Source organism: Georgenia sp. G2120 (assembly GCF_055326485.1).
In genome coordinates, this window is the sequence record NZ_JBUZNL010000003.1 from 153473 (window position 1) to 175843 (window position 22371).

The window sequence follows — 22371 nt, forward strand, 5'->3', positions numbered from 1 at the left end:
CCCTGTCCCCCCCCCCCCTCCTCCCCGGCCTGGATGCCCCCCCCCCCCCCCCCCGCCGAGGTGCGTCCGGGACGTGGACGTTAGCCAGGGGGAGCGCTGACCGTCGTGCGGCCTGGCGCCGGACCGGGGTCGTCCCTAACGTGGGCCCGGACAGCAGGACGACCCCAGCAACGCCCCGGAAGGACCACGATGAGCTCGAGGACCACCCGCCTGACGACCGCCACCGCAGCCCTCCTCCTCGCGGGCAGCCTGGCTGCCTGCCAGGGCGACGAGCCGGTCGAGCCCGAGGCGCCCGTGGCGTCCGGCGAGGTTCTCCTCGCCGACGGCGGTGACACGGCCCATCCGCTGCCAGGGGACCCGGCCTACCCGGTGCCCGGGGACCCCTGGACCCCGTTCCCCTGCTGAGCCCTCGGCCCCCGGCTGACGGCCGGCGTCGTCACCGGTCGATCGCCGCCACGACGAGCCGGGCCAGCTCGTCGGGCCGGGTGTACTGCGGCCAATGACCCGTCGGCAGGTCGACGAGCTCGAGGTCCGTTGCCGCGGCCAGCTCGGCGGCGAACGGGGCGCCCGACCCGATCAGCTCGTGGATGACGTGGGACGGGACGGAGGACGCGAGCACGGTCACCGGGATCTCGAGGCGCCGCCCGTCGGTCAGCCGCAGCGGCTGCTGCGCGACCCCGACCGGCACGGGCACGGCGACCCGCTCGATCTCCGCGCGGACCTCGTCCGTCATGTCGGTGAGCGAGCCGTCGTCGAAGAACGACCAGTCCGGCACCGGCACCTCGCCGTCGACCACCGGGAGATCGGGGTTGACCGGCGTCCCGTCCGGGACGGGGAACCCGTCGACGAACACGATCCGGGCGACTCGCTCCGGCCTGGCGTCGGCGGCGCCCCACACCACGTGCGACCCGCCCGAGTGGCCGACGAGGACGATCTTCTCGGCGTCGGACCCGTCGATCGCCCGGACCGTCGCCGCCACCTGGTCGGCGAGCGTGACGCCCGCCCGGTCCGCCGCGCGACGTGACGTGCCGGGCAGCGCGAGCGGGCGCGGCCGGTGCCCCGCGGCCTCGAGGGCGCCCAGGAGCGGCCCCCACGACGACGCATCGAGCCAGAAGCCGGGGACGAGGAGGATCTCCATGGCCCCGAGGCTAGGCGCAGGGGCCGACATCCGCGCCCCGCCTACCGCGACAGCAGCCGTGCGAGCAGCCCCACCTGGGCGGCGACCAGCGCGCACCCGAGCGTCGGCAGCCACAGTTCGGGCTCCCGCCAGAACCACAGCGCGAACGCGATGCCCAGGGCGAGGACGAGAACCGGCGGGGTGACCCGCAGGACCTTCCGCAGCCGGGCCGCGCCGGGGTCGTCGCCCACCAGTGCCCGGCGGTGACCGAGCGCCGCGAGCACGAGCGCCGGCAGCGCGGCCGCCTGGCCGATGAGCATCATCGTCAGACCCGGCCACGGGGACAGGACGTCTCCGGCCATCGCGGCCAGCCCGAGCCCGAGCACCCCGAGCGCGCCGATCGCACCGGCCATGACCAGCAGCGTCGCGCGCACGGCCCGGGACCCCGGCGGGCGCGCGGGCGCGTCCTCGGGCCCGGGCGGGAGATCGGTGCTCACCGGGGCAGGGTAGTCGCCGCTCAGGGCAGGCCGAGGCCGGTCCCACGCTCGACGACGAGGCCGTCCGCGAGCAGCGAGGTCACCACGCGCGCGGCCTGCTCGGCGTCTCCTGCCCCGCGGGATCCCGCCGCGCCGGATCCCGCCCTACCCATCGCCGCCTCCACCAGCTCGGCCCACGTGTGCGTCGCCCCCGGCTCGGCGGCGCGCAGCGCGGCCATCACCCGACCCCGAGCCTGGCGATCGGTGCCCTCCCAGGGCTGGCGACGGCGTCGTGCGGCGTGGGTGTCCGCCGGGTACCCGGCGGCCCGCCAGGCGCACCGCCCGGCCAGCGGGCAGTCGTCGCACCGCGGCGCGCGCGCCGTGCACACGAGCGCGCCGAGCTCCATCACCCCGGCGTTCCACGCGGCGGACGCCTCGTCGCCCGCCGGCAGGAGGTCCGCCGCCCGCGCCTGCTCCGCCTTCGCGGGCGCGCCGGGCGGGGGCGCCGCCTCGCCGCCGAGGACCCGGGCGAGGACCCGCCGGACGTTCGTGTCGAGCACGACCGCGCGGCGCCGGTGGGCGAACGCCACGACCGCGGCCGCGGTGTACGGGCCGACCCCCGGCAGCGCGAGGAGGTCGGCCTCGTCGCCGGGGACCTCGCCGTCGTGGTCCCGCACGACCGCCGCCGCACACTCCTTGAGCCGCAGCGCGCGGCGCGGGTAGCCCAGCCGGTCCCAGGCCCGCAGCACGTCCGCCCCGGGCGCGGCCGCGAGGTCCGCAGGCACCGGCCAGCGCGCCATCCACGCCTCCCACGCCGGCGCCACGCGTGCCACGGGCGTCTGCTGGCTCATCGTCTCCGAGACGAGCACGCCCCACGGCGTGGTGCCGGTCCGGCGCCAGGGCAGGTCACGGGCGTGGTCGGCCCAGAAGCCGGCGACGGCGTCGTGGATCTCGCGGTACTCGGGCACCGGGCCAGTGTGCCCCGATCCACGCGCGTCCCCCGCGGCCCTCCGGCGTGCCACCCGGGCGGCGCGGGCCCGCGTGCCTACGGTGGGCCCGTGCCCACCGATGACGACCGCGGTTCGCGCCCCGCGCAGCGCCGCCGCCCCAGCCGGGCGACGATCTGGCGCCGCCGCATCACCGTGCTCCTCGCGCTGCTCGTCGTGCTCGCGCTCGTCGTGTGGGGCGTCATCGCCGCCTGGGGCGCGATCTTCGGGGGCGACGACGACGAGCAGGACCCGGCCGCCGCCGAGTCGTCCTCGGAGTCCGGCAGCGAGTCCGCCTCCGACGCCGTCCCGACCGGCGACCCCGTGGCCTGCACCGACGACCAGCTCGGGCTGACGATGACGGCCACGGGTCGCCACGCCGGCAGCCCGGTCGACTTCGCGATCGAGCTGACGAACTCCGGCCGGGGCGACTGCCTGGTCGACGCGGGCAACGCGGCCCTCGTCGTCGAGGTCACCTCGGGCAACGACCCGGTCTGGTCCTCGGCGCACTGCCCGGCCGAGGAGTCACGGATGCTCCTGCTCGGACCGGACACCACGTCCGACGCGCTCGTCACCTGGCCCGGGACCCGCTCGAGCGCGGACTGCCCCGAGGACCCGCCCGCCGTCAGCCCGGGGACCTACCGGGCCGTCCTCGTGCGCGAGGGCGCCGAGATCGGCGGCACCGACACCGTGTTCACCCTGGACGAGGCCCCGGCCGAGGCACCGACGGACGGCGAGACGCCCACCGAGGGCGAGACTGCGTCCGAGGCGCCGAGCGAGGGCTGAGAACCAGCCACCCCGCCTCAGACCAGCGAGGTCTCCGCGACCCGGCCGAGCCCCTCGCGCACGGCGAACGCCCGCGCGCGGCCCACGCCCTCGACCTCCTGCAGGTCGTCCGTGGTCGCGGCGAGGAGGGCCTGCAGCGAGTCGTAGTGGCTGACGATCGCGTTGGCGACCGCCTGCGGCAGGCGCGGGATCTTGCCGATGAGCCGGTGCCCGCGCGGCGAGGCCGGGGTGTCGAGGTCGGCTCCGCCGGGCCCGCCCAGGCGCATGGTCCGGGCGATCCCCGCGAGGTCGACGAGGTCGGAGGACGAGAGCGCCCCGAGCGCCTCCCGGACCCCCGACGACGCGCCCGTGGGCACGTAGTCCCGCACGAGCGAGCGGCGCTCGAACGCGAGGCCGACCATGAGGTCGTCGTGCTGGAGCCGCAGGAGGTGGCCGTCGGTGCCGGCCTGGACGGTGGCCGACTCGACGTCGGAGGAGATCCTGCGGATCATCTCCATGCGCTGGACGATCGTCACGACGTCGCGAACCGTGACGACGTCCTCGACCTCGAGCGCCGTGAACGTGCCGAGGAGCTGGTCGAGCCGGGCGCGGTAGCGCTCGAGGGCGGACAGCGCGAGCTCGCCCTTCGCGAGGACCTCCGCGCTCTCGACGACGACGTGCCGCAGCTCGCCGACGTACAGGGCGACGGTCCGCATCGACTGGCTGACCGAGATCACCGGGTGCCCCGTCTGCCGGGCCGTGCGCTGGGCCGTGCGGTGCCGCATCCCGGACTCGACCGTGTCGATGTGGGAGCCGGGCATGAGCTGGACGTTCGCTCGGCGGATCCGCCCGGCGGACCGGTCGACGACGACGGCGCCGTCCATCTTCGACAGCTCGCGCAACCGGGTCGCGGACATCTCGACGTCGAGGTCGAAGCCGCCCGAGGAGATCGCCTCGACGTCGTCGTCGAAGCCGAGGACGATGATGGCGCCGGTGCGGCCGCGCAGGATGCGGTCGATCCCGTCGCGCAGGACGGTGCCCGGCGCGATCTCGTGCAGCATGGTGCGCATCGTCGCCTCGTCGTCGGTGCCCATGCCTCCCCGTTCCCGGCGGAACGGCCCCGCCGGGGTCATCGTAGGTCGCTACCGGTCAGCGCCGCCGCCGCCGCTCGGCCCCAGGCCGCACTCGCGCGCCGCCTCGGCGAGATTCGCCGCCCGGACCACCCGGATCCCGGCCACGCTCGCGGGCGCCTCGCCGGCCGAGGGGACGACCGCGGTGGTGAACCCGAGCCGTGCGGCCTCGGCGAGGCGGCGGCCCACGCCCGTCGTCGCGCGCAGCTCGCCCGTCAGGCCCACCTCGCCGAACGCGACGACGCCGGGGCGCACGGGCCTCCCGAGAGACGCGGACAGCAGCGCGAGGCCGAGGGCGAGGTCCGCGGCGGGCTCGCTCGCCCGCGCGCCGCCGACCGTGGAGACGTAGACGTCCTTCCCCGCGGTCCCCACCTCCAGCCGCGCGGCGAGCACGGCGAGCATCATGGCGACCCGCGCGCCGTCGACCCCGGAGACCGTGCGACGCGGCGGCCCGGCCGGCTCGGTGAGCAGCGACTGGACCTCGACCGGCATCGGGCGGCGGCCCTCGAGCGTCACCGTCACGCAGGTGCCGGCCACGGGTTCGGGGGCGGCGGAGAGGAAGAGCCCGGACGGGTCGGGCAGGCCGATGATGCCGTCCTCGCGCAGGTCGAAGCAGCCGACCTCGTCCGTGGCGCCGAACCGGTTCTTCACCGCGCGCACGAGGCGCAGGCGGGAGTGGCGCTCGCCCTCGACCTGGCAGACGACGTCGACGAGGTGCTCGAGCACCCGCGGCCCCGCGATCGAGCCGTCCTTCGTCACGTGCCCCACGAGGATCGCGGGCATCGCGCGGGCCTTCGCCGCACGGATGAGGGTGGCCGCGACCGCCCGGACCTGGGAGACGCCGCCCGCGGACCCGTCCACGGCGGAGTCGGCGACGGTCTGGACCGAGTCGACGACGAGCAGCGCAGGGTCCATCGCCTCGACGTGGCCGAGCACGGTGGCGAGGTCGGTCTCGGCCGTGAGCAGGAGATCCTCGTGCAGGGCCCCGATCCGCTCGGCGCGCAGGCGGACCTGGCTCGCCGACTCCTCGCCGGTCACGTACAGCACGCGCCCGTCGACCGCGGCGGCCGCCCGGGCCGCGACGTCGAGGAGGAGGGTCGACTTCCCGACGCCGGGCTCGCCAGCCAGGAGCACGACGGCGCCGGGCACGAGGCCGCCGCCGAGGACGCGGTCGAGCTCGCCGACCCCGGTGGGCCGGGCGCGCGCGGTCTCGACGTCGACGTCGAGGATCGACGCCGCGGGCGTGGCCGGGGCGAGCGCACCGACCGACGCGCGGGCGGGCGCGGCGCCGGCCTCCTCGATCGTGCCCCAGGCCTGGCACTCACCGCAGCGGCCGACCCACTTCGGGGTGGTCCAGCCGCACTCGGTGCAGCGCAGCTCGGCGCGGGGTCGCTTGGTGGAGGTCGTCGGCACGGGTCCACGGTAGGCGGCGGCGCCGACAGCCGCGGGCGCCCTCCCCACCGCGCGCGTCAGACGGGGATCCGGCCGAACTGCATGAGCGCCCAGGCGATGGCCGGCACGAGCACGACGAACAGCAGGACGGCGACCCACCACCGGCCCGTGTCCCGGGAGACCTTCTCGCGCAGGTAGAAGTGGCCGTTCACGGAGTCCAGCTCCTTCCCGCCCGCGCCCTCGACCGCGTGCCCGCCGACGTCGGAGCGGTGGAGGACGCGCAGGACCGCGGCGGTACGGCCGTCCGTCGGGGCCTGCCCCATCGAGCGCCGGATCCGCTCCCGGAGCCGGTCCTCGCGCTCGGGCGCCGCCTCCTGGTAGGTCGTGCCTCGACGATCCCCGAGGGCGGTGCTGTGCCCGCGCACGAGGGTGCCGGCCGCGACGAGCTGGTCGAGCGTGGTGGCGACGAGGTGGTCGGCGGCGCCGGCGACCGCCCCGACCCCGCGGCTCCCGCCCGCACGGCCGCGCGGGTCCTGGCCGACCAGCCACGCCGCGATCGCGTCGTAGCCGGGCGGCGGCGTGGGGCCGCCCTCGACCGGGACGTAGGTCTGGATGATCTCCCGCCTGGTCATGCCGCCGCCGGGGCCGGGCCGCCACTTCCGCTTCTCGTGGATGCGCAGCGTCCCGCCCGCGAGCACCTGCTCCGCGGCCGACTCGACCGCGAGCCGGCGCAGGGTGTCGGTGTCGACGAGGCACGCGCCCGTCTCGTCGTCGTGGACGAGGAGGAGGACGTCGGCGAGGAGCTGGGCCGGCATCTGACCAGGCTATCGAGGAACGACGCCCTGGCCGGGCACCCCGGACGGGGAGGACAATGCATCCATGACCTCCCCGTCCACCGCGCCGCGCCAGATCCTCACCGACGAGCTGCTCGAGACGATCCGCTCGCGCGCCGCCGGCCACGACCGCGACAACACCTTCCCCCACGACGACCTCGCCGACCTGCGCGCGGCCGGCTACCTCACCGCGTTCGTGCCCGCCGAGCTCGGCGGCGGCGGGCTGAGCCTGGAGGAGATGGCCCGCGAGCAGGCGCGCCTCGCCGGCGCCTCGCCCGCCACGGCGCTCGCCGTCAACATGCACCAGATCTGGGTGGGCGTGGCCCGCACGGTCCGCGCCGCCGGCCAGTCCGACATGGACGAGATCCTCGCGCGCGTGATGGACGGCGCGATCATCGCCTTCGGCGTGTCCGAGGCCGGCAACGACCTCGTCCTCTTCGGCTCCGCCTCCGACGCCACGCCCGACGGCGAGGGCGGCTACGCGTTCAACGGCACGAAGATCTTCACGACCCTGGGCCCCGTGTGGACACTGCTCGGCACGTTCGGCACCGACCGCACGGACCCCGACAACCCGGTCAACGTGTGGGGCTTCGTCGAGCGCGACGGAGGCGGCATCGAGATCAAGGAGGACTGGGACACCCTCGGCATGCGGGCGACCCAGTCGTACACGACCGTGCTCGACGGCGCGCACGCACCCGCGCACCGCATCGTCCGGCGTGTCCCGCCCGGGCCGACCATGGATCCCTTCGTCTTCGGGATCTTCGCCAACTTCGAGATCCTGCTCGCGGCCGTCTACCAGGGCGTCGCGCAGCGGGCGCTCGACGTCGCCGTCGCGACCGTGGGCAAGAGGATGAGTCTGAAGAACCAGGCCCCGTACGCGCACGACCCCGACATCCGGTGGCGGCTCGCCGACGCCGCCATCGAGCTCGACGCGATCGAGCCCCAGCTCGTCGCCCTCGCCCGGGACGTCGACGCCGGGGCGGACCGCCCGCTGTGGATGCCCCAGCTGTCCGCGCTCAAGTCACGCGCGACCGAGACGGCGCTGCGCGTCGTCGAGAAGGCCGTGCGCGCGTCCGGCGGGTCGAGCTTCTACACGCGCGCCGAGCTCTCGCGCCTGTACCGGGACGTCGTCGCGGGGCTCTTCCACCCCTCCGACGACGAGTCCGTCCACGCCGCCTGGGCGAACGCGCTGCTCGGTCCGGTCCCGCCGTCGGCGGGCTGAGCGGCTACTCCTCGCCGTACCGCTTCATCGTCGAGGGGTGCATGCCGGTGCGGCCGGCCTCACCCTGGTCGAGCGCGTCGATGCGCGCCGTCTGCTCGGCGGTGAGCTCGACCTGGAGCGCGCCGAGGTTCTCCTCGATCCGCTTCCGCGAGCTCGCCTTGGGGATGATGACGTGGTCGCGCCCGACGTGCCAGGCGAGCACCACCTGCGCGGGCGACGCGCCGACCTCGGCGGCGACCGCCTCGACCGCGGGATCGGTGAGGACGCGCCCGCGGGCGATCGGCGACCACGCCTGCACCGTGATGCCCTCGGCGCGGCAGAAGTCGACGACCTCCTGGTTCTGCAGGTACGGGTGGATCTCGGCCTGGTCGAGGGCCGGCAGGGGGATGCCCGCGTCCTGGATCTCGCGCAGGTGCTCCGGCTGGCCGTTCGACATGCCGATCGAGGTCACGAGGCCGGCGGCCCGGGCGTCGACGAGGACCTGCCAGGTCTCGGCGAGCGGGGTGGTCGAGTCGGCGGGGTAGGGCCAGTGGATGAGGAAGAGGTCGAGCCGGTCGAGCCCGAGGTCCTCGAGCGAGCGCTCGATGCTGGCCCTCGCCGTGCCGGGCGCGTGGTTCGGGTTGTCGAGCTTGCTCGTGACGAACAGGTCGTCCCGGGCGACGCCGCTGTCCGCGATGCCGCGGCCGACGCCCACCTCGTTCCCGTACATCTGCGCGGTGTCGACGTGTCGGTAGCCCACCTCGATCGCGGTGGCGACCAGCGGCGCCGCGTCGGCGTCGGGGATCTTGTACGTGCCGAAACCGATCTGGGGGATTGCGTGGCCGTCACCCATGACGACGATGCCTGAGGAGATCATGGTCTCCATCCTGGCAGGTCGGGCGGTGATCGCGGGCACGGGTATTCCGTCGCGCGGGTGGTGGCCGCCCCGTTAGCGTGCCGCGCGTGCACTCCCCGACGACCGGCGCGCCGTCCGCCGTGACCCTCACGCGCCTCGATCCGGCAGGTGACGACCGCGAGGAGCTGGTCGTCTTCATGACCCAGAACGCCTTCCCGTTCCACATGGTGCCGCGCCCCGACCGCGCGCGGGTCGAGCGCCTGGTGGGCGAGGGGGCGTTCCGGGACGACGAGAACGACTCGTACTGGGTCGACCACGCCGGTCTCGGCCGGATCGGCTTCCTCCGCCTGGAGGACCTCGAGGACGACACGCCGATGTTCGACCTCCGGCTCGCCGAGGAGTTCCGCGGCCGCGGTCTCGCCTCGGAGGTCGTGCGCGCGGCGACCGACCTCGTGTTCCGACGGTTCCCCGCCGCCCGGAGGTTCGAGGGGCAGACCCGGGAGGACAACGTGGCGATGCGTCGCACCTTCCTGCGCTGCGGTTTCCTCAAGGAGGCCCACTACCGCGAGGGCTGGCCGGTCGACGGCGGGGAGCCCGTCGCCTCGGTCGCCTACGCGATCCTCAGGCGCGACTGGGAGTCCGGGACGACGACCCCCTTCGTGTGGGAGGACCTCGCCTGACCGCTCACGGCCGGTGCGCGAACACCTCGAGCAGCTCGGTGTCGCCCGAGACGATGAGGGTGTCCTCGGCGTCGATCCGGGTCTCGAGGGTCGTGTACTCGAACGGCTCGCCGGGCGACTTCCTGCCGATGACCGTGATCCCGTAGCGCGAGCGCAGCGAGAGCTCGCCGATGGTGAACCCGTGCGTCTCGCTGGGGGGACGCATCTTCACCACCGCGAAGCCGTCCTCCATCTCGATGTAGTCGAGCATCCGGCCGGAGACCATGTGGGCCACGCGCTGGCCGGCGTCGTACTCGGGGTAGACCACGTGGTGCGCCCCGATGCGCTTGAGGATGCGCCCGTGCTCACCGGACACGGCCTTCGCCCAGATCTGCGGCATCCCGAGGTCGACGAGGTTCCCCGTGATGAGCACCGACGCCTCGAGGTAGGAGCCCACGCCCACGACGGCGACGGGGAAGTCCGCGGCGCCGAGCTGCTCGAGCGCGTCGGCCGAGGTGGCGTCGGCCTCGACGAGGGGGAGCCGGCTCGACCACGTCTGGACGAGGTCGGGGTCCTTCTCGACGGCGAGGACCTCGCGGTCGAGGGACTCCAGGGTCGCCGCCAGGGCCGCGCCGAAGCGCCCGAGGCCGATGACGAGGACGGCGGAGTCCCGGGCCTGCTTCGGCATGTGGGTCCTTTCGTCGGGCGTGCGGTGGGGTGGCGGTGGGGCCATTGTCGCGGGTCAGCCGATGACCGGGCGTTCCTCCGGCATGCGGATGACCCGGCGCCGCGAGCGGATCGCGAGGGCGGCGGCGAGGGTCATCGTGCCGATGCGGCCCGCGAACATGAGGACCGCGAGGAGGTAGGTGGCGCTGTCCGGCAGGTGCGGGGTGATGCCGGTCGACAGGCCCACCGTGGCGAACGCCGAGATCACCTCGAACAGCACCTGGTCGAGCGTGAAGTCGGTGACCGAGAGGAGCACGAGGGTCGACAGTCCGACCATCGTGGCGCCGAGGAAGGCGACGGCCACGGCGAGGCGGACCGTCTCGGTGGGGATGCGGCGGCCGAACGCCTCGATGTCCCGGTCGCCCCGCGCCTCCGCGACGATCGCGAGGACGAGGACGGCGAAGGTCGTCACCTTGATGCCGCCCGCCGTCGACGCCGACCCGCCGCCGACGAACATCATCGCGTCCGTGGCGAACAGGGTGGACTGCTGCATCTCGGAGACGTCGAGGGTGGCCAGGCCCGAGGAGCGCGGGGTGGTGGCGTGCACGAGCGTGGCGATGAGCCGGTCGGGCCAGGACAGGCCGCCGAGCGTGTCCTGGTTGGACCACTCGAACATCACCAGCGCCGCGATCGTCACGAGGAACAGGACGCCGAAGGTCGCGAGCGTGAGCCTGGCGTGCAGCGAGATGCGGCCGGGCCGGCGGCGGTGGCGCCACAGGTCGAGGAGGACCGGGAAGCCGACCGCGCCGAGGAACGTGCCGACGACGACGACGAGCCCGAGCCACCAGTCGCCGACGAACGGCACGAGACCGCCGTCGAGGACGACGAACCCGGCGTTGTTGAAGATCGACAGCGCCATGAAGAAGCCGTGCCACAGCGCGGCCGGGACGGACTCGCCGTACTCGAGGAACCGCGGGACGAGCGTGGCCGCGAGGGTGAGCTCGATGACGACGGAGGCCACGATGACGGCACGGACGAGCGAGCCGACCTCGCCGAGCCGCGTCGTCCCCGTCTCCGAGGCGGTGAGCATCCGCTGGGTGAGCCCGATGCGGCGGGAGACCGCGAGGCCGAGGATCGAGGCCAGCGTCATCACGCCGAGCCCGCCCACCTTGATGCTGACGAGGATGACCGCCTGGCCGAACCCGGACCAGTAGGTCGCCGTCTCCACGGTGGTCAGCCCCGTCACGCACACCGCGGAGACGGCGGTGAACAGGGCGTCGACGAACGGGGCGCGCACGCCGTCGGTCGTCGCGACGGGCAGGGAGAGCAGGCCGGTCATCACCACGACGATCGAGGCGAACACGAGCAGCGCGAGCCGGGCGGGGGAGCGGTGGGCGAGGTCGTCGACCCGGTCCCTGCCCAGCGCGAGGACGCGGCCGAGGGCGGAGCGTGCCACCTGACCTCCCGAGCCGTCGGCCGGGGCGGTCGGCCGCCCCGGGCTGCGGGCCCGCGACCGGGCGTGCGCGCAGCAGACGGAACCTTGCCACAGGCGGGGGTAGGTTGCCCCCATGGCCGAAGGAGCTCTCGTGTGGTCCCCGGACCTCGTCGGCTACAACTTCGGGGTCGGGCACCCGATGACCCCGCTGCGGCTCCACCTCACCCACGAGCTCGCCCGCGCGCTCGGGCAGCTCGACGACGGCGCCGTCGAGATCGTCGAGCCCGAGCCGTGCGACGAGGAGCTGCTCGCCCGCGTCCACGAGGCCGGGTACGTCGCCGCGGTCCGGGCCGCGGAGGCCGACGGCACGGCCGACGCCCGGCGCGGGATCGGCGGCGACGACAACCCGGTGTTCGGCGCGATGCACACGGCCTCGGCGCGCCTCGTCGGCTCGACGGTGGCCGCCGCGCGCGCCGTCTGGGACGGCCGCGTGCGGCGTGCGTTCTCGATGGCGGGCGGCATGCACCACGCGATGCCGGGGCACGCCTCGGGATTCTGCGTCTACAACGACGTCGCCGTCGCGATCCGCCACCTCAAGGAGTCGGGCGCCGGGCGGATCGTCTACGTCGACGTCGACGCCCATCACGGCGACGGCGTCGAGCGCGTGTTCTGGGACGACCCGGACGTGGTGACCGTGTCGATCCACGAGCACCCCTCGACCCTGTTCCCCGGCACCGGCTACCCGCAGGACGTCGGCGGACCCGAGGCCAGGGGCTCCGCCGTCAACGTCGCCCTGCCGGCAGGGACGTCCGACGCGCAGTGGCTCCGCGCGCTCGAGGCGGTGGCGGCCCCGATCGTCGAGGCGGTCCGCCCGGACGTCCTCGTCACCCAGCACGGCTCGGACTCCCACGGGCGCGACCCCCTGACGAACCTCGCGGTGTCCGTCGACGCCCAGCGCGGCGCGGCGCTGCTGCTCGCCGACCTCGCCGAGCGGTACGCCGGCGGTCGCTGGGTCGCCACGGGCGGCGGCGGTTACGAGGTCGTCAACGTCGTGCCGCGCGCGTGGTGCCACGTGCTCGGCGTCGTCGCGGGCCGGCCGCTGGACCCGGGCACGCCGGTCCCCGAGGAGTGGCGCGCCCTCGTCCATGACCTCGCCGAGGGCGCGATCGCCACGACGATGTCCGACGCCGGTCCGTTCACCGTCCCGGGAGCGCGTACCCACGAGGGCACGACGGCGAACGGCAGGGCGGCGGACGGCCCGACCGGTGAACCCGCCGGACGGTTCGCCGAGGGCTACGACCCCGAGGACCCGGTCGACCGCGCGATCCTCGCCACCCGTCGCGCGACCTTTCCCGAGCACGGCCTCGACCCGCTGACGGCGTAGGGAGGGCCGCGGGCCGGGGGCGCCGACCGACGCGCCGAGGCCCGCGACACGCGCGGCGATTGGCCGAGGCACCGCCGACACCGCTATCTTCGGTGCACAGGAGCCCCACGAGTCACGTGCGCGGCCGGGGCGTGGTCAGGAGCGGGGAGCAATGGTCGAGAGTCAGGGGAGCAGCCCTTTCCTCACGGTGGCCGAGGTGGCCGAGTCGCTTCGCGTGTCCAAGATGACGGTGTACCGCATGGTGCACTCGGGCGAGCTGCCCGCCGTCCGCGTCGGCCGGTCGTTCCGGGTGCCGAACGCCGCCGTCGACCAGCTGATCTCGGAGGGCCTGCAGGGCTGGGACACGGCCGAGGGCACCGGCTCCTGACCGTGTGGCGGGTCTGACGCACCAGGCGGCCCGCACCCGCTGCTCACCCGGTAGACTTGCCGGGTTTCCCGGACGCGCACGCGTCCGTACCCGATCGGACTGAGGTGGACCCGTGGGATCTGTCGTCAAGAAGCGCCGCAAGCGCATGTCAAAGAAGAAGCACCGCAAGCTGCTGCGTCGCACGCGACACCAGCGCCGCAACAAGAAGTGATCTTTCGCTTCCGTCGTCGATCGAGCCCGGGCCCCGCAGGGGTGCCGGGTTCGTCGCGTTCCGGGGGTGACACGGCGCCGGCGTCGTCGACCGTGGCCGGCTCGCCCGAGGCCTGGCTCGGCGGGGGTGCGGCCGGGGCGGCGCAGTCTCCCGCCCGCCTCGAGGTCGTCTCCCGGGCCGGCTGCCACCTGTGCGAGCGGACCGCCGCGCAGCTGGAGCCGGTCGCCGAGCGGTACGGCGCCTCGCTCGTCCTCGTCGACGTCGACGCGGACCCGGCGCTCGCGGAGCTGTCGGACCACGTGCCCGTCGTCCGGCTCGACGGCGTGGAGGTCGACCGGTTGATGGTCGACGTCGCCGCGGTCGAGCGGGCGCTCGCGGCGCGCTGAGCCGCGCGCTCGCCGCGCGCTCGACGTGCACGAACCGCAATCTCGGCGAGCACCAACCGCAGTCTCGGCGTGCACCAACCGCAGTCTCGACGTGACGAGGGCCGGTCCCCCGATGGGGGACCGGCCCTCGCCGCGTCAGTCGGTCAGGCGCTCAGGCTCAGGCCTGGGCGGTCGGCGGGACGGCCTCGACCTCGATGGTGATGGTGACCTTGTCGGAGACGAGGACGCCACCGGTCTCGAGGGCGGCGTTCCACGTGAGGTCGAACTCCTTGCGGGAGATCGTCGTCGTGGCGGAGAAGCCGATGCGGGCCTGGCCGAACGGGTCGGTCGCCGCACCGTTGAACTCGACCGCGAGGGCGACGGGCTTGGTCACGCCGTTGAGCGTGAGGTCGCCGTTGAGAGTGAACTCGGGGGCGTCGCCGTCGACCGAGGTGGAGACGAAGGTCCACTCCGGGTTGTTCTCGGCGTCCCAGAAGTCGGCCGAGCGCAGGTGGCCGTCGCGGTTGGCGTCCTTGGTGTCGACCGAGGCGGACTGGATCGTCACGTTCGCGGAGGACTGGGCGAAGTCCTCGGCGATGACGAGCTCGCCCGCGAAGTCGGTGAACTGGCCGCGGACCTTCGAGATGCCCGCGTGGCGGACGGTGAAGCCGACCTCGGAGTGCGAGGGCTCGATGGTGTAGGTACCGGCGGGGATGGTCGACATACTGCCTCCAGCGTGGATCGCGCCGACTCTCGCCGACGAAGTGGTTGAAGCGTGAACGATTGAACTGTAAACTAATTCTGGACGTCGACGCAAGTCCCCCGCCCGGGGGACCCCGCGGCGGTGCGGGGCCAGGATGGAGGACCGGGATGAACACGCGATGGCTCAGCCTCGACCAGCAGAGGTCGTGGCGCCTCTTCCTGCGAGCCTCGGCCCAGGTCCTCGAGGACGTCAACCACGACCTCACCGTGAGTGCGCGCCTCTCGCTGCCGGAGTACGAGGTGCTCGTGCGCCTCTCGGAGGCCCCGGACCGGGTGCGCCGGATGTCCTCCCTCGCCGAGGACCTCGTCCACTCCCGGTCCCGGCTCACGCACACGGTGCGCCGGCTCGAGGAGGCCGGCTACGTCGAGCGCCGCAACGACTGCGAGGACCGCCGCGGGGTCAACGCGCGCCTGACCGACGCCGGGTACGCCCGGCTCGAGGAGGCGGCGCCCGGGCACGTCGAGGCGGTCCGCGGCCGGCTCGTCGACCGGCTGACGACCGAGCAGATGTCCGAGCTCGGCCGCATCATGGCCGCACTCCTCGACGACGACGAGATCGACCGCGAGGTCGCGCGCGACCGTCCGCCGGCACCGGCGCCGGGGCGGACCGCGGACGGTGAGCGGCGGACCCGCTGACCGCGCGGGCCGCACAGTTTGCGACACTGGTCCCATGCCCCACACCGTCGTCCACCTCCTGCGTCACGGCGAGGTCCACAACCCCTCCGGCGTGCTCTACGGCCGCCTGCCCGGGTTCCACCTCTCCGAGCGCGGGCGCGCCATGGCCCGGTCGGTGGCGGCCCACCTGCGCGAGACCGGCCACGACGTGCGCCGGGTGGTCGCTTCCCCGCTCGAGCGTGCCCAGGAGACCGGCCGGCCCGTGGCCGAGGCGTTCGGTCTCGAGGTCGAGACCGACGAGCGGCTGATCGAGGGCGGGAACGCCTTCGAGGGGCTCACGATCCGGGCGCACCCGCTCGCGCTCGCGCACCCGCGCTACTGGCCGCTGTACGTCGACCCCCTGCGGCCGAGCTGGGGCGAGGCGCACCGCGCGATCGCCGACCGGATGACCGACGCCGTGCGCGCCGTCCTCACCCGCTCCGAGGGCGGCGAGGTCGTCCTCGTCTCCCACCAGCTGCCGATCTGGGTCACCCGCCTCGTCGTCGAGCGTCGCCCGCTCGCGCACGACCCGCGCCGCCGCGAGGCCGCCCTCGCGTCACTCACCTCGCTGCACTTCGACGACCGTCGGCTCGTCGGCATCACGTACGACGAGCCGGCCGCCGCACTCGTGGCCGACGCGATCGACGTCACCCCCGGCACGTCCCGGGCGGCCGTCAACACCGGGTCCGGCCGGCGCTCCGCGCGCTCCGGGACGAAGACCTCACCGCCGCTCCCGCGCACCGTCCCCACGCCCGAGACGGCCGACTCCGCCGCGGACGCCGGCGAGCAGGTCCGCGCGTGACGCCCCGCACCTCCCGCACCCGCTCCCGCACGGTCCCGGCCGCCCTCGGGGCGCTCGCCCTCGCGGGGTCCCTGGCCGCCTGCGCGCCGTCGGGGTCCTCGCCGGACGGCGGCGACGTCGGCGCGGGCTACGAGGCCGGCGACGGCTCGTTCACCACGTGGGACCCGGACGAGCGCGGCGACGCGATCGAGCTGACCGGCACCTCCTACGACGAGCAGCCGGTCGACCTCGCCGACGCCCGCGGGGGTGTCGCCGTCGTCAACTTCTGGTACGCCGCCTGCCCGCCGTGCCGGGTCGAGGCCCCCGACCTCGCGGAGATGGCCGCGGACTACGAGGGCGAGGTCGTCATGCTCGGGGTCAACCCGCGCGACGACACCGCCACCGCCCAGGCCTTCGAGAACACGTTCGAGATCCCCTACCCGTCCGTGCACGACTCCGAGGCCCGGGCCGTCGCCGCGTTCGAGGGCCTCGTGCCGCTCTCGGCCATGCCCACCACCGTCGTGCTCGACCACGAGGGCCGCGTGGCCGCGCGCATCCTCGGCCAGGCCGACCCGACGATCCTGCGCGGGCTCGTCGACGACGTCCTCGCCGAGGCCTGACCCGTGGTCGTCGTCGCCTCCGTGGGGGAGGTCGTCACCTCCGGGTCCCTCCTCGTCGCCGTCCCGCTCGCGCTGCTCGCGGGGCTCCTGTCCTTCTTCTCGCCGTGCGTGCTGCCGCTGCTGCCCGGCTACGCCGGACTCCTCGGAGGGATGGCCGGGTCGACCACCGAGCGGTACCGGCTGGCCACGAGCGGCACTGCCACGACCGACGGCACGACGACGAACGGCGGGAGCTCCGGCGCCGCCGCGTCGGTCGGCGCCGGGGCCGCGATCGCCCAGCGCACCGCGAGCGAGGCGACGGCGTCCGGTCGCGCCTCCGGCCGGCGCGTCGCCCTCGGCGCGATCCTGTTCGTCGCCGGGTTCTCCGCGGTCTGGGTGGTCGCGGGGGTCGCCGTGTCCTCGCTCGGGATCGCGCTCGCGCCCGTGCTGCCGACCGTGCTGCGCGTGGCCGGCGTCGTCGTCATCGTCCTCGGCCTCGCTTTCGTCGGCGCCCTGCCCTTCCTCCAGGTCGAGCGCCGCCTCGACGTCGCGCCCCGCGCCGGGCTCGCCGGCGCGCCGGTGCTCGGCGCCGTGTTCGGCCTCGGTTGGGCGCCCTGCATCGGCCCCACCCTCGCGGCGGTCCTCACGCTCGCGCTGTCCGAGCAGTCCGTCGCGCGCGGGCTCCTGCTCACGGTCGTCTACTGCCTCGGGCTCGGCATCCCGTTCGTGCTCGCCGCCGTCGCCGTCGCCCGCTCCGCCCGCGCCCTGTCCGCGCTGCGCCGCCACGCCCGCACGATCCAGGTGGTCGGCGGCGTCGTGCTCGTCGTCCTCGGGCTCCTGCTCGTCACGGGCGCGTGGGAGTGGATCTCGGCCCGCCTCCAGGGGCTCGTCTCCGGCTGGGTGACGCCCCTGTGAGCGTCGACCCCACCAACCTCTCCTCCAAGCCCGGCCAGGGGCAGCAGGCCGACGGCGACGACGCGCCGGCCCCGGGGCGGACCGCGGCAGCACCTTCCCTCTCGCTCGTCGGGTGGGTGCGGTGGGCGTGGCGCCAGCTCACGTCGATGCGCACGGCGATCCTCCTGCTCCTCCTGCTCGCCGTCGCCGCCCTGCCGGGGGCGTTCGTCCCGCAGCGCACCTCCGACCCGGGCGCGGTCGCCGAGTTCCGCGCCGAGCGGCCCGAGCTGTCGGTGTGGTTCGAGCGGCTCGACCTGTTCGACATGTACGGGTCGGTGTGGTTCCAGACCGTCTACGTCCTGCTGTTCGTCTCGCTCGTCGGCTGCATCGTGCCGCGCATCGGCGTCCACGTGCGCTCGCTGCGGGCCGCCCCGCCGCGGGCGCCGAGCCGCCTCACGCGGTTCGTCGGGCACAGCGTCCGGCACGCCGCCTCCCGCACCCCGGCCGAGCTCGGCGCGGCGGCCCGGGCGGCCCTGCGCGGGCGGTTCCGCGCCGTCGTCACCGAGAAGGAGAACGGCACGGTCGAGGTCGCCGCCGAGCGCGGCTACCTGCGCGAGACCGGGAACATCCTCTTCCACCTGTCCCTGCTCGCCATCCTCGTGGCGTTCGGGCTGGGCCAGATGATCTCCTACCGGGGGCAGGCGATCATCGTCGAGGGGGAGAGCTTCGCGAACTCGGTCGTCGACTACGACTCGTTCTCCGCCGGCTCGCTCGTGCGCACCGGCTCGCTCGACCCGTTCGTCGTCCGGCTCGACTCCTTCAGCTCGGCCTTCACGCTCGACGCCCAGGCCCGCGACTTCCTCGCCGAGGTCACCGTCACCCGGCCCGACGGCAGCTCCGAGCCGGGTGAGATCGCGGTCAACCACCCGCTCGACGTCAGCGGCACGCACCTCTACCTCTCCGGCAACGGCTACGCCCCGCGCCTGACCGTGCAGGACGGTGCCGGCGAGGTCGCCTTCTCCCAGCCCGTCCCGTTCCTGCCGGAGGACGGCGTCTACACATCCCGCGGGGTCGTCAAGGTGCCGGACGTGTCCGGCGGCCAGGAGCAGCTCGGGTTCACGGGCACGTTCCTGCCCACCGCGATCGTCGACACCGCCGGGACGCCGGTCTCGATCCACCCGCAGCCCGAGGACCCGCTGCTCGTCCTCACGCTGTGGGCCGGCGACCTCGGCCTCGACGACGGGGTGCCGCAGAACGTCTACGTCCTCGACACCGACGGGATGCGGCAGGTCTACGAGCCCGGGGCGGACGGCGCGGCCGGCTCCGCAGCCGGCGGTCAGGTGCCGCTGACGATCTACCTCACGCCGGGGGACACCGTCGAGCTGCCCGAGGGGCTCGGCTCGATCACGTTCGAGGACATCCCGCGGTTCGTCGCCCTCGACGTGCGCGACGACCCGACCCTGCCCTACCTCCTCGTCGCCGCGATCGCCGCCATGCTCGGGCTGTTCGGCTCGCTGTTCGTCCCGCGCAGGCGCCTGTGGGTGCGGCTGACGGAGGACGACGACGGCACCCGCCTCGAGACCGCCGCGCTCGCCCGCGGGGACGACCCCGGGACGGCCCGCGAGGTCGAGCGGCTGCTCGAGGCGCTGGAGCTGGGCGAGGAGACCGCCACCTAGGACCCGGGGTCAGCACCCGGACCGCCACCCGGTGCCGGGGGCGGCTGCGGCACAATGACCTGACCGTGCGCCCGACGGGCGCCCCGACCGATCGAGGACGTTGCATGCCCGAGTCCACGCTCGCCCAGATCTCCACCGCGGCGATCTACGGCGCGATCGCCGCGTACACCGTGGCGCTGCTCGCCTTCGCCGTCGACCTCGCCAAGGTCGCCGACGGCGCCGGCAAGGAGCGACGCTTCGCGCGGATCGGCATCTCGGCGATGACCGCCGGGTTCCTCATCCACCTCGTCGGGGTCGTCACCCGGGCCGTCGCGACCCAGCGCGTGCCCTGGGCCAACATGTACGAGTTCTCGATCGTGTTCACGCTCGTCGCCGTCGGACTCTTCCTGCTCATCAACCGCTCGCGCGACCTGCGCGTCCTCGGCGCGGGCGTGGCGGCTCTCATCGTCCTCTCGCTCGGTGTCGCCGTCTCGGTCCTCTACGTGCGGGCGGACGGGATACCGCCGGCGCTCGACAGCTACTGGCTCATCATCCACGTGTTCGTCGCGACGCTCGCCGTCGGGGTGCTCGGTCTCTCGGCGGTCCTCTCGCTCACGCAGCTCCTCCAGGAGCGCGCCGAGATCGGCCGCACGCGCCGGGCGGAGGCGAGCGCCGAGGCCGACGCCGCGCTCGTCACCGCCGACGGCCGCGGGGCCGCGGCGGTCGCGACCGCGGGCGGGGCGGACGGTGCGGACGGGGCGGCAGCCGCGTCCGCGGGCGCCACCGCCACCGCCGCCGGCACCGACCGGGCAGGCGGCGGCTCCGGCGCGCCGCGCACGGGGTTCGCCGGGTTCCGCGACCGCCTCTCCGAGCGCCTGCCGAGCTCCGCCGAGCTCGAGCGGATGGCGTTCCAGCTCATCGCCATCGGGTTCGTGCTGTGGACCTTCACGCTCATCGCCGGCGCCATCTGGGCCGAGCACGCCTGGGGCCGGCCCTGGGGCTGGGACGTCAAGGAGGTGTGGACGCTGCTGATCTGGATCGTCTACGCCGCCTACCTGCACGCCCGCCTCACGCGCGGCTGGGAGGGGCGCCGGGCGGCCTACCTCTCGCTCACCGGGTTCGGGCTCATCCTCGGCAACTACTTCATCGTCAACCTGTTCCTCAACTCGCGCCACGCCTACTCGGGCATCGGCTAGAGCCGGGGCCGGTCTCAGGCCGGCGAGCCCGGGTTCTCGTGGGGGTCGGCGGAGACCCCGCCGCCCGTGCCGGGACCAGGGTCGTCGGTGGGCCGTTCGTCGTCGGGCGTGGATCCGTTCGTCGTCCCGCGCCCCTCGCGCTCGGCGTCGCGCTCGCGCTGCCGGCGCTCGCGCTCCCGGCGCCGACGATCGGCCTCGAGGCGGGCGAGGAACTCCGGGTCGTCGTCGGGCGCGACCGGGCCGCGGCTCGGCCGGGACGGCCCGCCGCGCGGGGGCCGGGAACCGCCCGAGCCGCCGGGACCGCCCGGACCGCCCGCGCGCCCCGCCTGCATCCGGGACAGCAGGAGCCACCCCACCGCGCCGACCACCGGCAGGACGAGGATGAGGACGATCCAGATCCCCTTGGGGATGCGGGCGGGCATCTTCTCGGCGTCGGAGCGGGCGCAGTCGATGAGCGCGAAGGCGATGACGCCGACGGCGACGACGAGGGGGACGAGACGAGTCACCCCTCCAGGGTAGGTCGGCGGGGGCCGGCGGGCAGTGCGTCGGTGGTCACCGCTTCGTCGCGGCCCGTCCGCCGCGACGTAACCTGGGCGGGTGGCCATCCTCAAGTACGCGTTCGCGCGGATCGTCGTGCTGCTCGCCGTGGCCGGCGTGCTCTACCTGGCCGGCGCCCGGTCGTGGCTCATGTGGCTGGGCGCCCTGCTGCTCGCGGCGATGGTGTCCTACGTGGCGCTGCCCGGGATCCGGAACGAGGCGGCCGGCTCGCTCGCACGGCAGGACGACCGGCGCACGCGGGTGGACCACGACGCCGACGAGGAGGACGCGATGCTCGACAGCGACAGCGACAGCGACAGCGACAGCGAGGACGGCGAGACTTTTGTCGAGCACGCCCCGGCCGAGCCCGAGGCGGCGGCCGGGCGAGCCTCGGGGAACGGGTCGGTGACCGGGGACGCCGTGGCGGAGGAGGCGGACGGCAGCTCGTCGCTCGAGCGCGTGCCGGACGCGGTGGCCGACGCCCCCACGCACACCGACTCCGAGGCGCGCGAGGACGCCCGCGAACGGTAGTCCTCAGCCCAGCGCGAGCCCGAGGCCGAGCGTGAGGCCGTAGCCCAGCTCGAGGAACCCGGTGTCCCGCAGGACGCCGATGAGGTCGCGCCCCGCGGCGCGGCGCAGCACCGGCGCGCAGCAGCGCCACGCGAGCGGCAGCAGGAGAAGCACGAGCAGCGACCACGGCGCCACGATCGCGCAGGCCAGTCCGAGCAGGACCGGGACCGCGAGCATCGCCACGTAGGTGCGGCGCGCGAGCCGGTCGCCGAGCCGGACGGCCACCGTGCGCTTCCCGGCGGGGACGTCGGTGGGGATGTCGCGGATGTTGTTGACCATGAGCAGCGCGCACGCCACGAGGCCCACGCCGACGGCCGCCGCCCACGCGGTCCAGGGCAGCTCCCCGGCCTGCGTCCACGTGGTCCCCAGCGTGGCGACGAGCCCGAAGAAGACGAACACGAAGACCTCGCCGAGCCCCATGTACCCGTAGGGGCGCGAGCCGCCCGTGTAGCCCCAGGCGGCGAGGAGGCATACGGCCCCGACGGCGAGCATCCACCACTGCCCGCTCACCGCGACGAGCACGAGGCCGAGCAGCGCGCCGCCCCCGAGGCTCGCAAGCGCGGCGGCCTTGACCTTCCCCGGTGCGGCGAGGCCGCCCCCGGTCAGGCGCTGCGGGCCGGTGCGGAACTCGTCGGTGCCGCGCACGCCGTCGGAGTAGTCGTTGGCGTAGTTGACGCCGACCTGGAGGGCGAGCGCGACGCCGGCGGCGAGCAGGGCCCGCGGCACCGAGGCGGAGCCGACCTGCGCGGCGGCCCCGGTCCCCAGCAGCACCGGCGCGACGGCCGCCGGGAGGGTCCGCGGACGGGCGCCCTCGATCCAGTCGGCGACGCTCGCCATGACACCTCCTTCGCCCGTGCCCGCGGCTCGGGCGCAAGCGAGG

Annotated in this window: 27 protein-coding genes; 15 read left to right on the forward strand and 12 right to left on the reverse strand. The window is 74.8% G+C overall.

Annotated elements, in window-relative coordinates; genetic code table 11:
* Window positions 1-189: 189 nt before the first annotated feature.
* Window positions 190-405: a hypothetical protein gene (locus ACZLMO_RS04620; protein ID WP_463653019.1), complete on the forward strand. Its 216-nt coding sequence runs from the start codon at window positions 190-192 to the stop codon at window positions 403-405.
* Between the two features lie 31 nt (window positions 406-436).
* Here the strand turns inward: ACZLMO_RS04620 and ACZLMO_RS04625 are convergent, their stop codons facing one another.
* The 3 genes from ACZLMO_RS04625 to ACZLMO_RS04635 are packed head-to-tail and all read right to left on the reverse strand — an operon-like array spanning window position 437 to window position 2561.
* Complete coding sequence (locus ACZLMO_RS04625; protein WP_463653020.1) at window positions 437-1138, reverse strand: alpha/beta fold hydrolase; 702 nt, start codon at window positions 1136-1138, stop codon at window positions 437-439.
* A 41-nt stretch (window positions 1139-1179) separates the two neighbouring features.
* Window positions 1180-1614, reverse strand: coding sequence for a hypothetical protein (locus ACZLMO_RS04630; protein WP_425713683.1), 435 nt, complete (start codon window positions 1612-1614; stop codon window positions 1180-1182).
* Between the two features lie 20 nt (window positions 1615-1634).
* Entirely contained in the window at window positions 1635-2561 is a 927-nt protein-coding gene (locus ACZLMO_RS04635; RefSeq protein WP_463653021.1) for an HhH-GPD family protein, read from the reverse strand.
* Between the two features lie 90 nt (window positions 2562-2651).
* Here ACZLMO_RS04635 and ACZLMO_RS04640 point away from each other — a divergent pair, with 90 nt between their 5' ends.
* On the forward strand, window positions 2652-3365 hold the full coding sequence (locus tag ACZLMO_RS04640) for a hypothetical protein (protein WP_463653022.1): 714 nt from the start codon (window positions 2652-2654) through the stop codon (window positions 3363-3365).
* A 17-nt stretch (window positions 3366-3382) separates the two neighbouring features.
* On the opposite strand, the gene disA is transcribed toward ACZLMO_RS04640, so the two are convergent.
* Genes disA through ACZLMO_RS04655 form a run of 3 tightly spaced genes read right to left on the reverse strand, consistent with a single transcriptional unit; the run spans window position 3383 to window position 6681 of the window.
* Window positions 3383-4438 (reverse strand): DNA integrity scanning diadenylate cyclase DisA, encoded by a 1056-nt coding sequence (gene disA / locus ACZLMO_RS04645; RefSeq protein ID WP_425713680.1) that lies wholly within the window; start codon window positions 4436-4438, stop codon window positions 3383-3385.
* Window positions 4439-4486: 48 nt separating this feature from the next.
* The gene (radA, locus tag ACZLMO_RS04650) at window positions 4487-5887 is read right to left on the reverse strand and encodes a DNA repair protein RadA (RefSeq protein ID WP_463653023.1); all 1401 of its coding nucleotides are present in this window, start codon (window positions 5885-5887) and stop codon (window positions 4487-4489) included.
* 56 nt (window positions 5888-5943) lie between these two features.
* Entirely contained in the window at window positions 5944-6681 is a 738-nt protein-coding gene (locus ACZLMO_RS04655; RefSeq protein WP_463653024.1) for a GPP34 family phosphoprotein, read from the reverse strand.
* Between the two features lie 64 nt (window positions 6682-6745).
* Between ACZLMO_RS04655 and ACZLMO_RS04660 the strand changes: the two genes are divergently transcribed.
* Window positions 6746-7921: an acyl-CoA dehydrogenase family protein gene (locus tag ACZLMO_RS04660; protein WP_463653025.1), complete on the forward strand. Its 1176-nt coding sequence runs from the start codon at window positions 6746-6748 to the stop codon at window positions 7919-7921.
* 4 nt (window positions 7922-7925) lie between these two features.
* On the opposite strand, the gene ACZLMO_RS04665 is transcribed toward ACZLMO_RS04660, so the two are convergent.
* Window positions 7926-8777 carry an aldo/keto reductase gene (locus ACZLMO_RS04665; protein WP_463653026.1) on the reverse strand — a complete coding sequence of 284 codons (852 nt, stop codon included), beginning with the start codon at window positions 8775-8777 and terminating at the stop codon, window positions 7926-7928.
* 86 nt (window positions 8778-8863) lie between these two features.
* On the opposite strand from ACZLMO_RS04665, the gene ACZLMO_RS04670 reads away from it, so the two are divergent.
* On the forward strand, window positions 8864-9436 hold the full coding sequence (locus tag ACZLMO_RS04670; protein WP_463653027.1) for a GNAT family N-acetyltransferase: 573 nt from the start codon (window positions 8864-8866) through the stop codon (window positions 9434-9436).
* Window positions 9437-9440: 4 nt separating this feature from the next.
* Here the strand turns inward: ACZLMO_RS04670 and ACZLMO_RS04675 are convergent, their stop codons facing one another.
* Window positions 9441-10103, reverse strand: a complete 663-nt coding sequence (locus ACZLMO_RS04675; protein WP_425713674.1) for a potassium channel family protein — start codon at window positions 10101-10103, stop codon at window positions 9441-9443.
* 54 nt (window positions 10104-10157) lie between these two features.
* Window positions 10158-11537, reverse strand: coding sequence for a TrkH family potassium uptake protein (locus ACZLMO_RS04680; protein WP_463653028.1), 1380 nt, complete (start codon window positions 11535-11537; stop codon window positions 10158-10160).
* Between the two features lie 112 nt (window positions 11538-11649).
* On the opposite strand from ACZLMO_RS04680, the gene ACZLMO_RS04685 reads away from it, so the two are divergent.
* The 4 genes from ACZLMO_RS04685 to ACZLMO_RS04700 all read left to right on the forward strand — a co-directional run bounded on the left by ACZLMO_RS04685 (window position 11650) and on the right by ACZLMO_RS04700 (window position 13864).
* On the forward strand, window positions 11650-12900 hold the full coding sequence (locus tag ACZLMO_RS04685) for an acetoin utilization protein AcuC (RefSeq protein ID WP_463653029.1): 1251 nt from the start codon (window positions 11650-11652) through the stop codon (window positions 12898-12900).
* A gap of 151 nt (window positions 12901-13051) precedes the next feature.
* The gene (locus tag ACZLMO_RS04690; protein WP_425713671.1) at window positions 13052-13267 is read left to right on the forward strand and encodes a helix-turn-helix domain-containing protein; all 216 of its coding nucleotides are present in this window, start codon (window positions 13052-13054) and stop codon (window positions 13265-13267) included.
* A gap of 112 nt (window positions 13268-13379) precedes the next feature.
* Window positions 13380-13478, forward strand: coding sequence for a 30S ribosomal protein bS22 (locus tag ACZLMO_RS04695; RefSeq protein WP_076808172.1), 99 nt, complete (start codon window positions 13380-13382; stop codon window positions 13476-13478).
* A gap of 92 nt (window positions 13479-13570) precedes the next feature.
* Window positions 13571-13864 (forward strand): glutaredoxin family protein, encoded by a 294-nt coding sequence (locus ACZLMO_RS04700; RefSeq protein WP_425713670.1) that lies wholly within the window; start codon window positions 13571-13573, stop codon window positions 13862-13864.
* Between the two features lie 157 nt (window positions 13865-14021).
* On the opposite strand, the gene ACZLMO_RS04705 is transcribed toward ACZLMO_RS04700, so the two are convergent.
* Window positions 14022-14567, reverse strand: a complete 546-nt coding sequence (locus ACZLMO_RS04705; RefSeq protein ID WP_463653030.1) for a YceI family protein — start codon at window positions 14565-14567, stop codon at window positions 14022-14024.
* 146 nt (window positions 14568-14713) lie between these two features.
* Between ACZLMO_RS04705 and ACZLMO_RS04710 the strand changes: the two genes are divergently transcribed.
* The 6 genes from ACZLMO_RS04710 to ccsB all read left to right on the forward strand — a co-directional run bounded on the left by ACZLMO_RS04710 (window position 14714) and on the right by ccsB (window position 20384).
* Complete coding sequence (locus tag ACZLMO_RS04710; RefSeq protein WP_425713668.1) at window positions 14714-15241, forward strand: MarR family winged helix-turn-helix transcriptional regulator; 528 nt, start codon at window positions 14714-14716, stop codon at window positions 15239-15241.
* Between the two features lie 34 nt (window positions 15242-15275).
* The gene (locus tag ACZLMO_RS04715) at window positions 15276-16061 is read left to right on the forward strand and encodes a histidine phosphatase family protein (protein WP_463653031.1); all 786 of its coding nucleotides are present in this window, start codon (window positions 15276-15278) and stop codon (window positions 16059-16061) included.
* A complete protein-coding gene (locus ACZLMO_RS04720; protein WP_463653032.1) occupies window positions 16058-16660 on the forward strand; it encodes a TlpA family protein disulfide reductase in 603 nt (200 codons plus the stop codon). Before ACZLMO_RS04715 ends, ACZLMO_RS04720 begins: the two co-directional genes overlap by 4 nt.
* 3 nt (window positions 16661-16663) lie before the next feature.
* A complete protein-coding gene (locus tag ACZLMO_RS04725; RefSeq protein WP_463653033.1) occupies window positions 16664-17554 on the forward strand; it encodes a cytochrome c biogenesis CcdA family protein in 891 nt (296 codons plus the stop codon).
* Window positions 17551-19209 (forward strand): cytochrome c biogenesis protein ResB, encoded by a 1659-nt coding sequence (gene resB / locus ACZLMO_RS04730; protein WP_463653034.1) that lies wholly within the window; start codon window positions 17551-17553, stop codon window positions 19207-19209. The genes ACZLMO_RS04725 and resB overlap by 4 nt, the downstream gene beginning before the upstream one ends.
* Window positions 19210-19313: 104 nt before the next feature.
* A complete protein-coding gene (gene ccsB, locus ACZLMO_RS04735; protein WP_463653035.1) occupies window positions 19314-20384 on the forward strand; it encodes a c-type cytochrome biogenesis protein CcsB in 1071 nt (356 codons plus the stop codon).
* Window positions 20385-20398: 14 nt separating this feature from the next.
* Here ccsB and ACZLMO_RS04740 read toward each other — a convergent pair whose 3' ends face one another.
* A complete protein-coding gene (locus ACZLMO_RS04740; protein ID WP_463653036.1) occupies window positions 20399-20890 on the reverse strand; it encodes a PLD nuclease N-terminal domain-containing protein in 492 nt (163 codons plus the stop codon).
* Window positions 20891-20981: 91 nt separating this feature from the next.
* On the opposite strand from ACZLMO_RS04740, the gene ACZLMO_RS04745 reads away from it, so the two are divergent.
* Entirely contained in the window at window positions 20982-21452 is a 471-nt protein-coding gene (locus ACZLMO_RS04745) for a DUF4229 domain-containing protein (RefSeq protein WP_463653037.1), read from the forward strand.
* Window positions 21453-21455: 3 nt separating this feature from the next.
* Here the strand turns inward: ACZLMO_RS04745 and ACZLMO_RS04750 are convergent, their stop codons facing one another.
* Entirely contained in the window at window positions 21456-22328 is an 873-nt protein-coding gene (locus ACZLMO_RS04750; RefSeq protein WP_463653038.1) for a 1,4-dihydroxy-2-naphthoate polyprenyltransferase, read from the reverse strand.
* Between the last annotated feature and the right edge of the window lie 43 nt (window positions 22329-22371).

What these genes read in the sequence shown, in the direction of transcription:
- ACZLMO_RS04710 (WP_425713668.1), top strand. Translation starts at nt 14,714, where the DNA reads ATGAACACGCGATGGCTCAGCCTCGACCAGCAGAGGTCGTGGCGCCTC.
- ACZLMO_RS04625 (WP_463653020.1), bottom strand. Translation starts at nt 1,138, where the DNA reads ATGGAGATCCTCCTCGTCCCCGGCTTCTGGCTCGATGCGTCGTCGTGG.
- ACZLMO_RS04620 (WP_463653019.1), top strand. Translation starts at nt 190, where the DNA reads ATGAGCTCGAGGACCACCCGCCTGACGACCGCCACCGCAGCCCTCCTC.
- ACZLMO_RS04685 (WP_463653029.1), top strand. Translation starts at nt 11,650, where the DNA reads ATGGCCGAAGGAGCTCTCGTGTGGTCCCCGGACCTCGTCGGCTACAAC.
- ACZLMO_RS04705 (WP_463653030.1), bottom strand. Translation starts at nt 14,567, where the DNA reads ATGTCGACCATCCCCGCCGGTACCTACACCATCGAGCCCTCGCACTCC.
- ACZLMO_RS04675 (WP_425713674.1), bottom strand. Translation starts at nt 10,103, where the DNA reads ATGCCGAAGCAGGCCCGGGACTCCGCCGTCCTCGTCATCGGCCTCGGG.
- ACZLMO_RS04655 (WP_463653024.1), bottom strand. Translation starts at nt 6,681, where the DNA reads ATGCCGGCCCAGCTCCTCGCCGACGTCCTCCTCCTCGTCCACGACGAC.
- ACZLMO_RS04715 (WP_463653031.1), top strand. Translation starts at nt 15,276, where the DNA reads ATGCCCCACACCGTCGTCCACCTCCTGCGTCACGGCGAGGTCCACAAC.
- ACZLMO_RS04690 (WP_425713671.1), top strand. Translation starts at nt 13,052, where the DNA reads ATGGTCGAGAGTCAGGGGAGCAGCCCTTTCCTCACGGTGGCCGAGGTG.
- ACZLMO_RS04660 (WP_463653025.1), top strand. Translation starts at nt 6,746, where the DNA reads ATGACCTCCCCGTCCACCGCGCCGCGCCAGATCCTCACCGACGAGCTG.
- ccsB (WP_463653035.1), top strand. Translation starts at nt 19,314, where the DNA reads ATGCCCGAGTCCACGCTCGCCCAGATCTCCACCGCGGCGATCTACGGC.
- ACZLMO_RS04750 (WP_463653038.1), bottom strand. Translation starts at nt 22,328, where the DNA reads ATGGCGAGCGTCGCCGACTGGATCGAGGGCGCCCGTCCGCGGACCCTC.
- ACZLMO_RS04665 (WP_463653026.1), bottom strand. Translation starts at nt 8,777, where the DNA reads ATGATCTCCTCAGGCATCGTCGTCATGGGTGACGGCCACGCAATCCCC.
- disA (WP_425713680.1), bottom strand. Translation starts at nt 4,438, where the DNA reads ATGGGCACCGACGACGAGGCGACGATGCGCACCATGCTGCACGAGATC.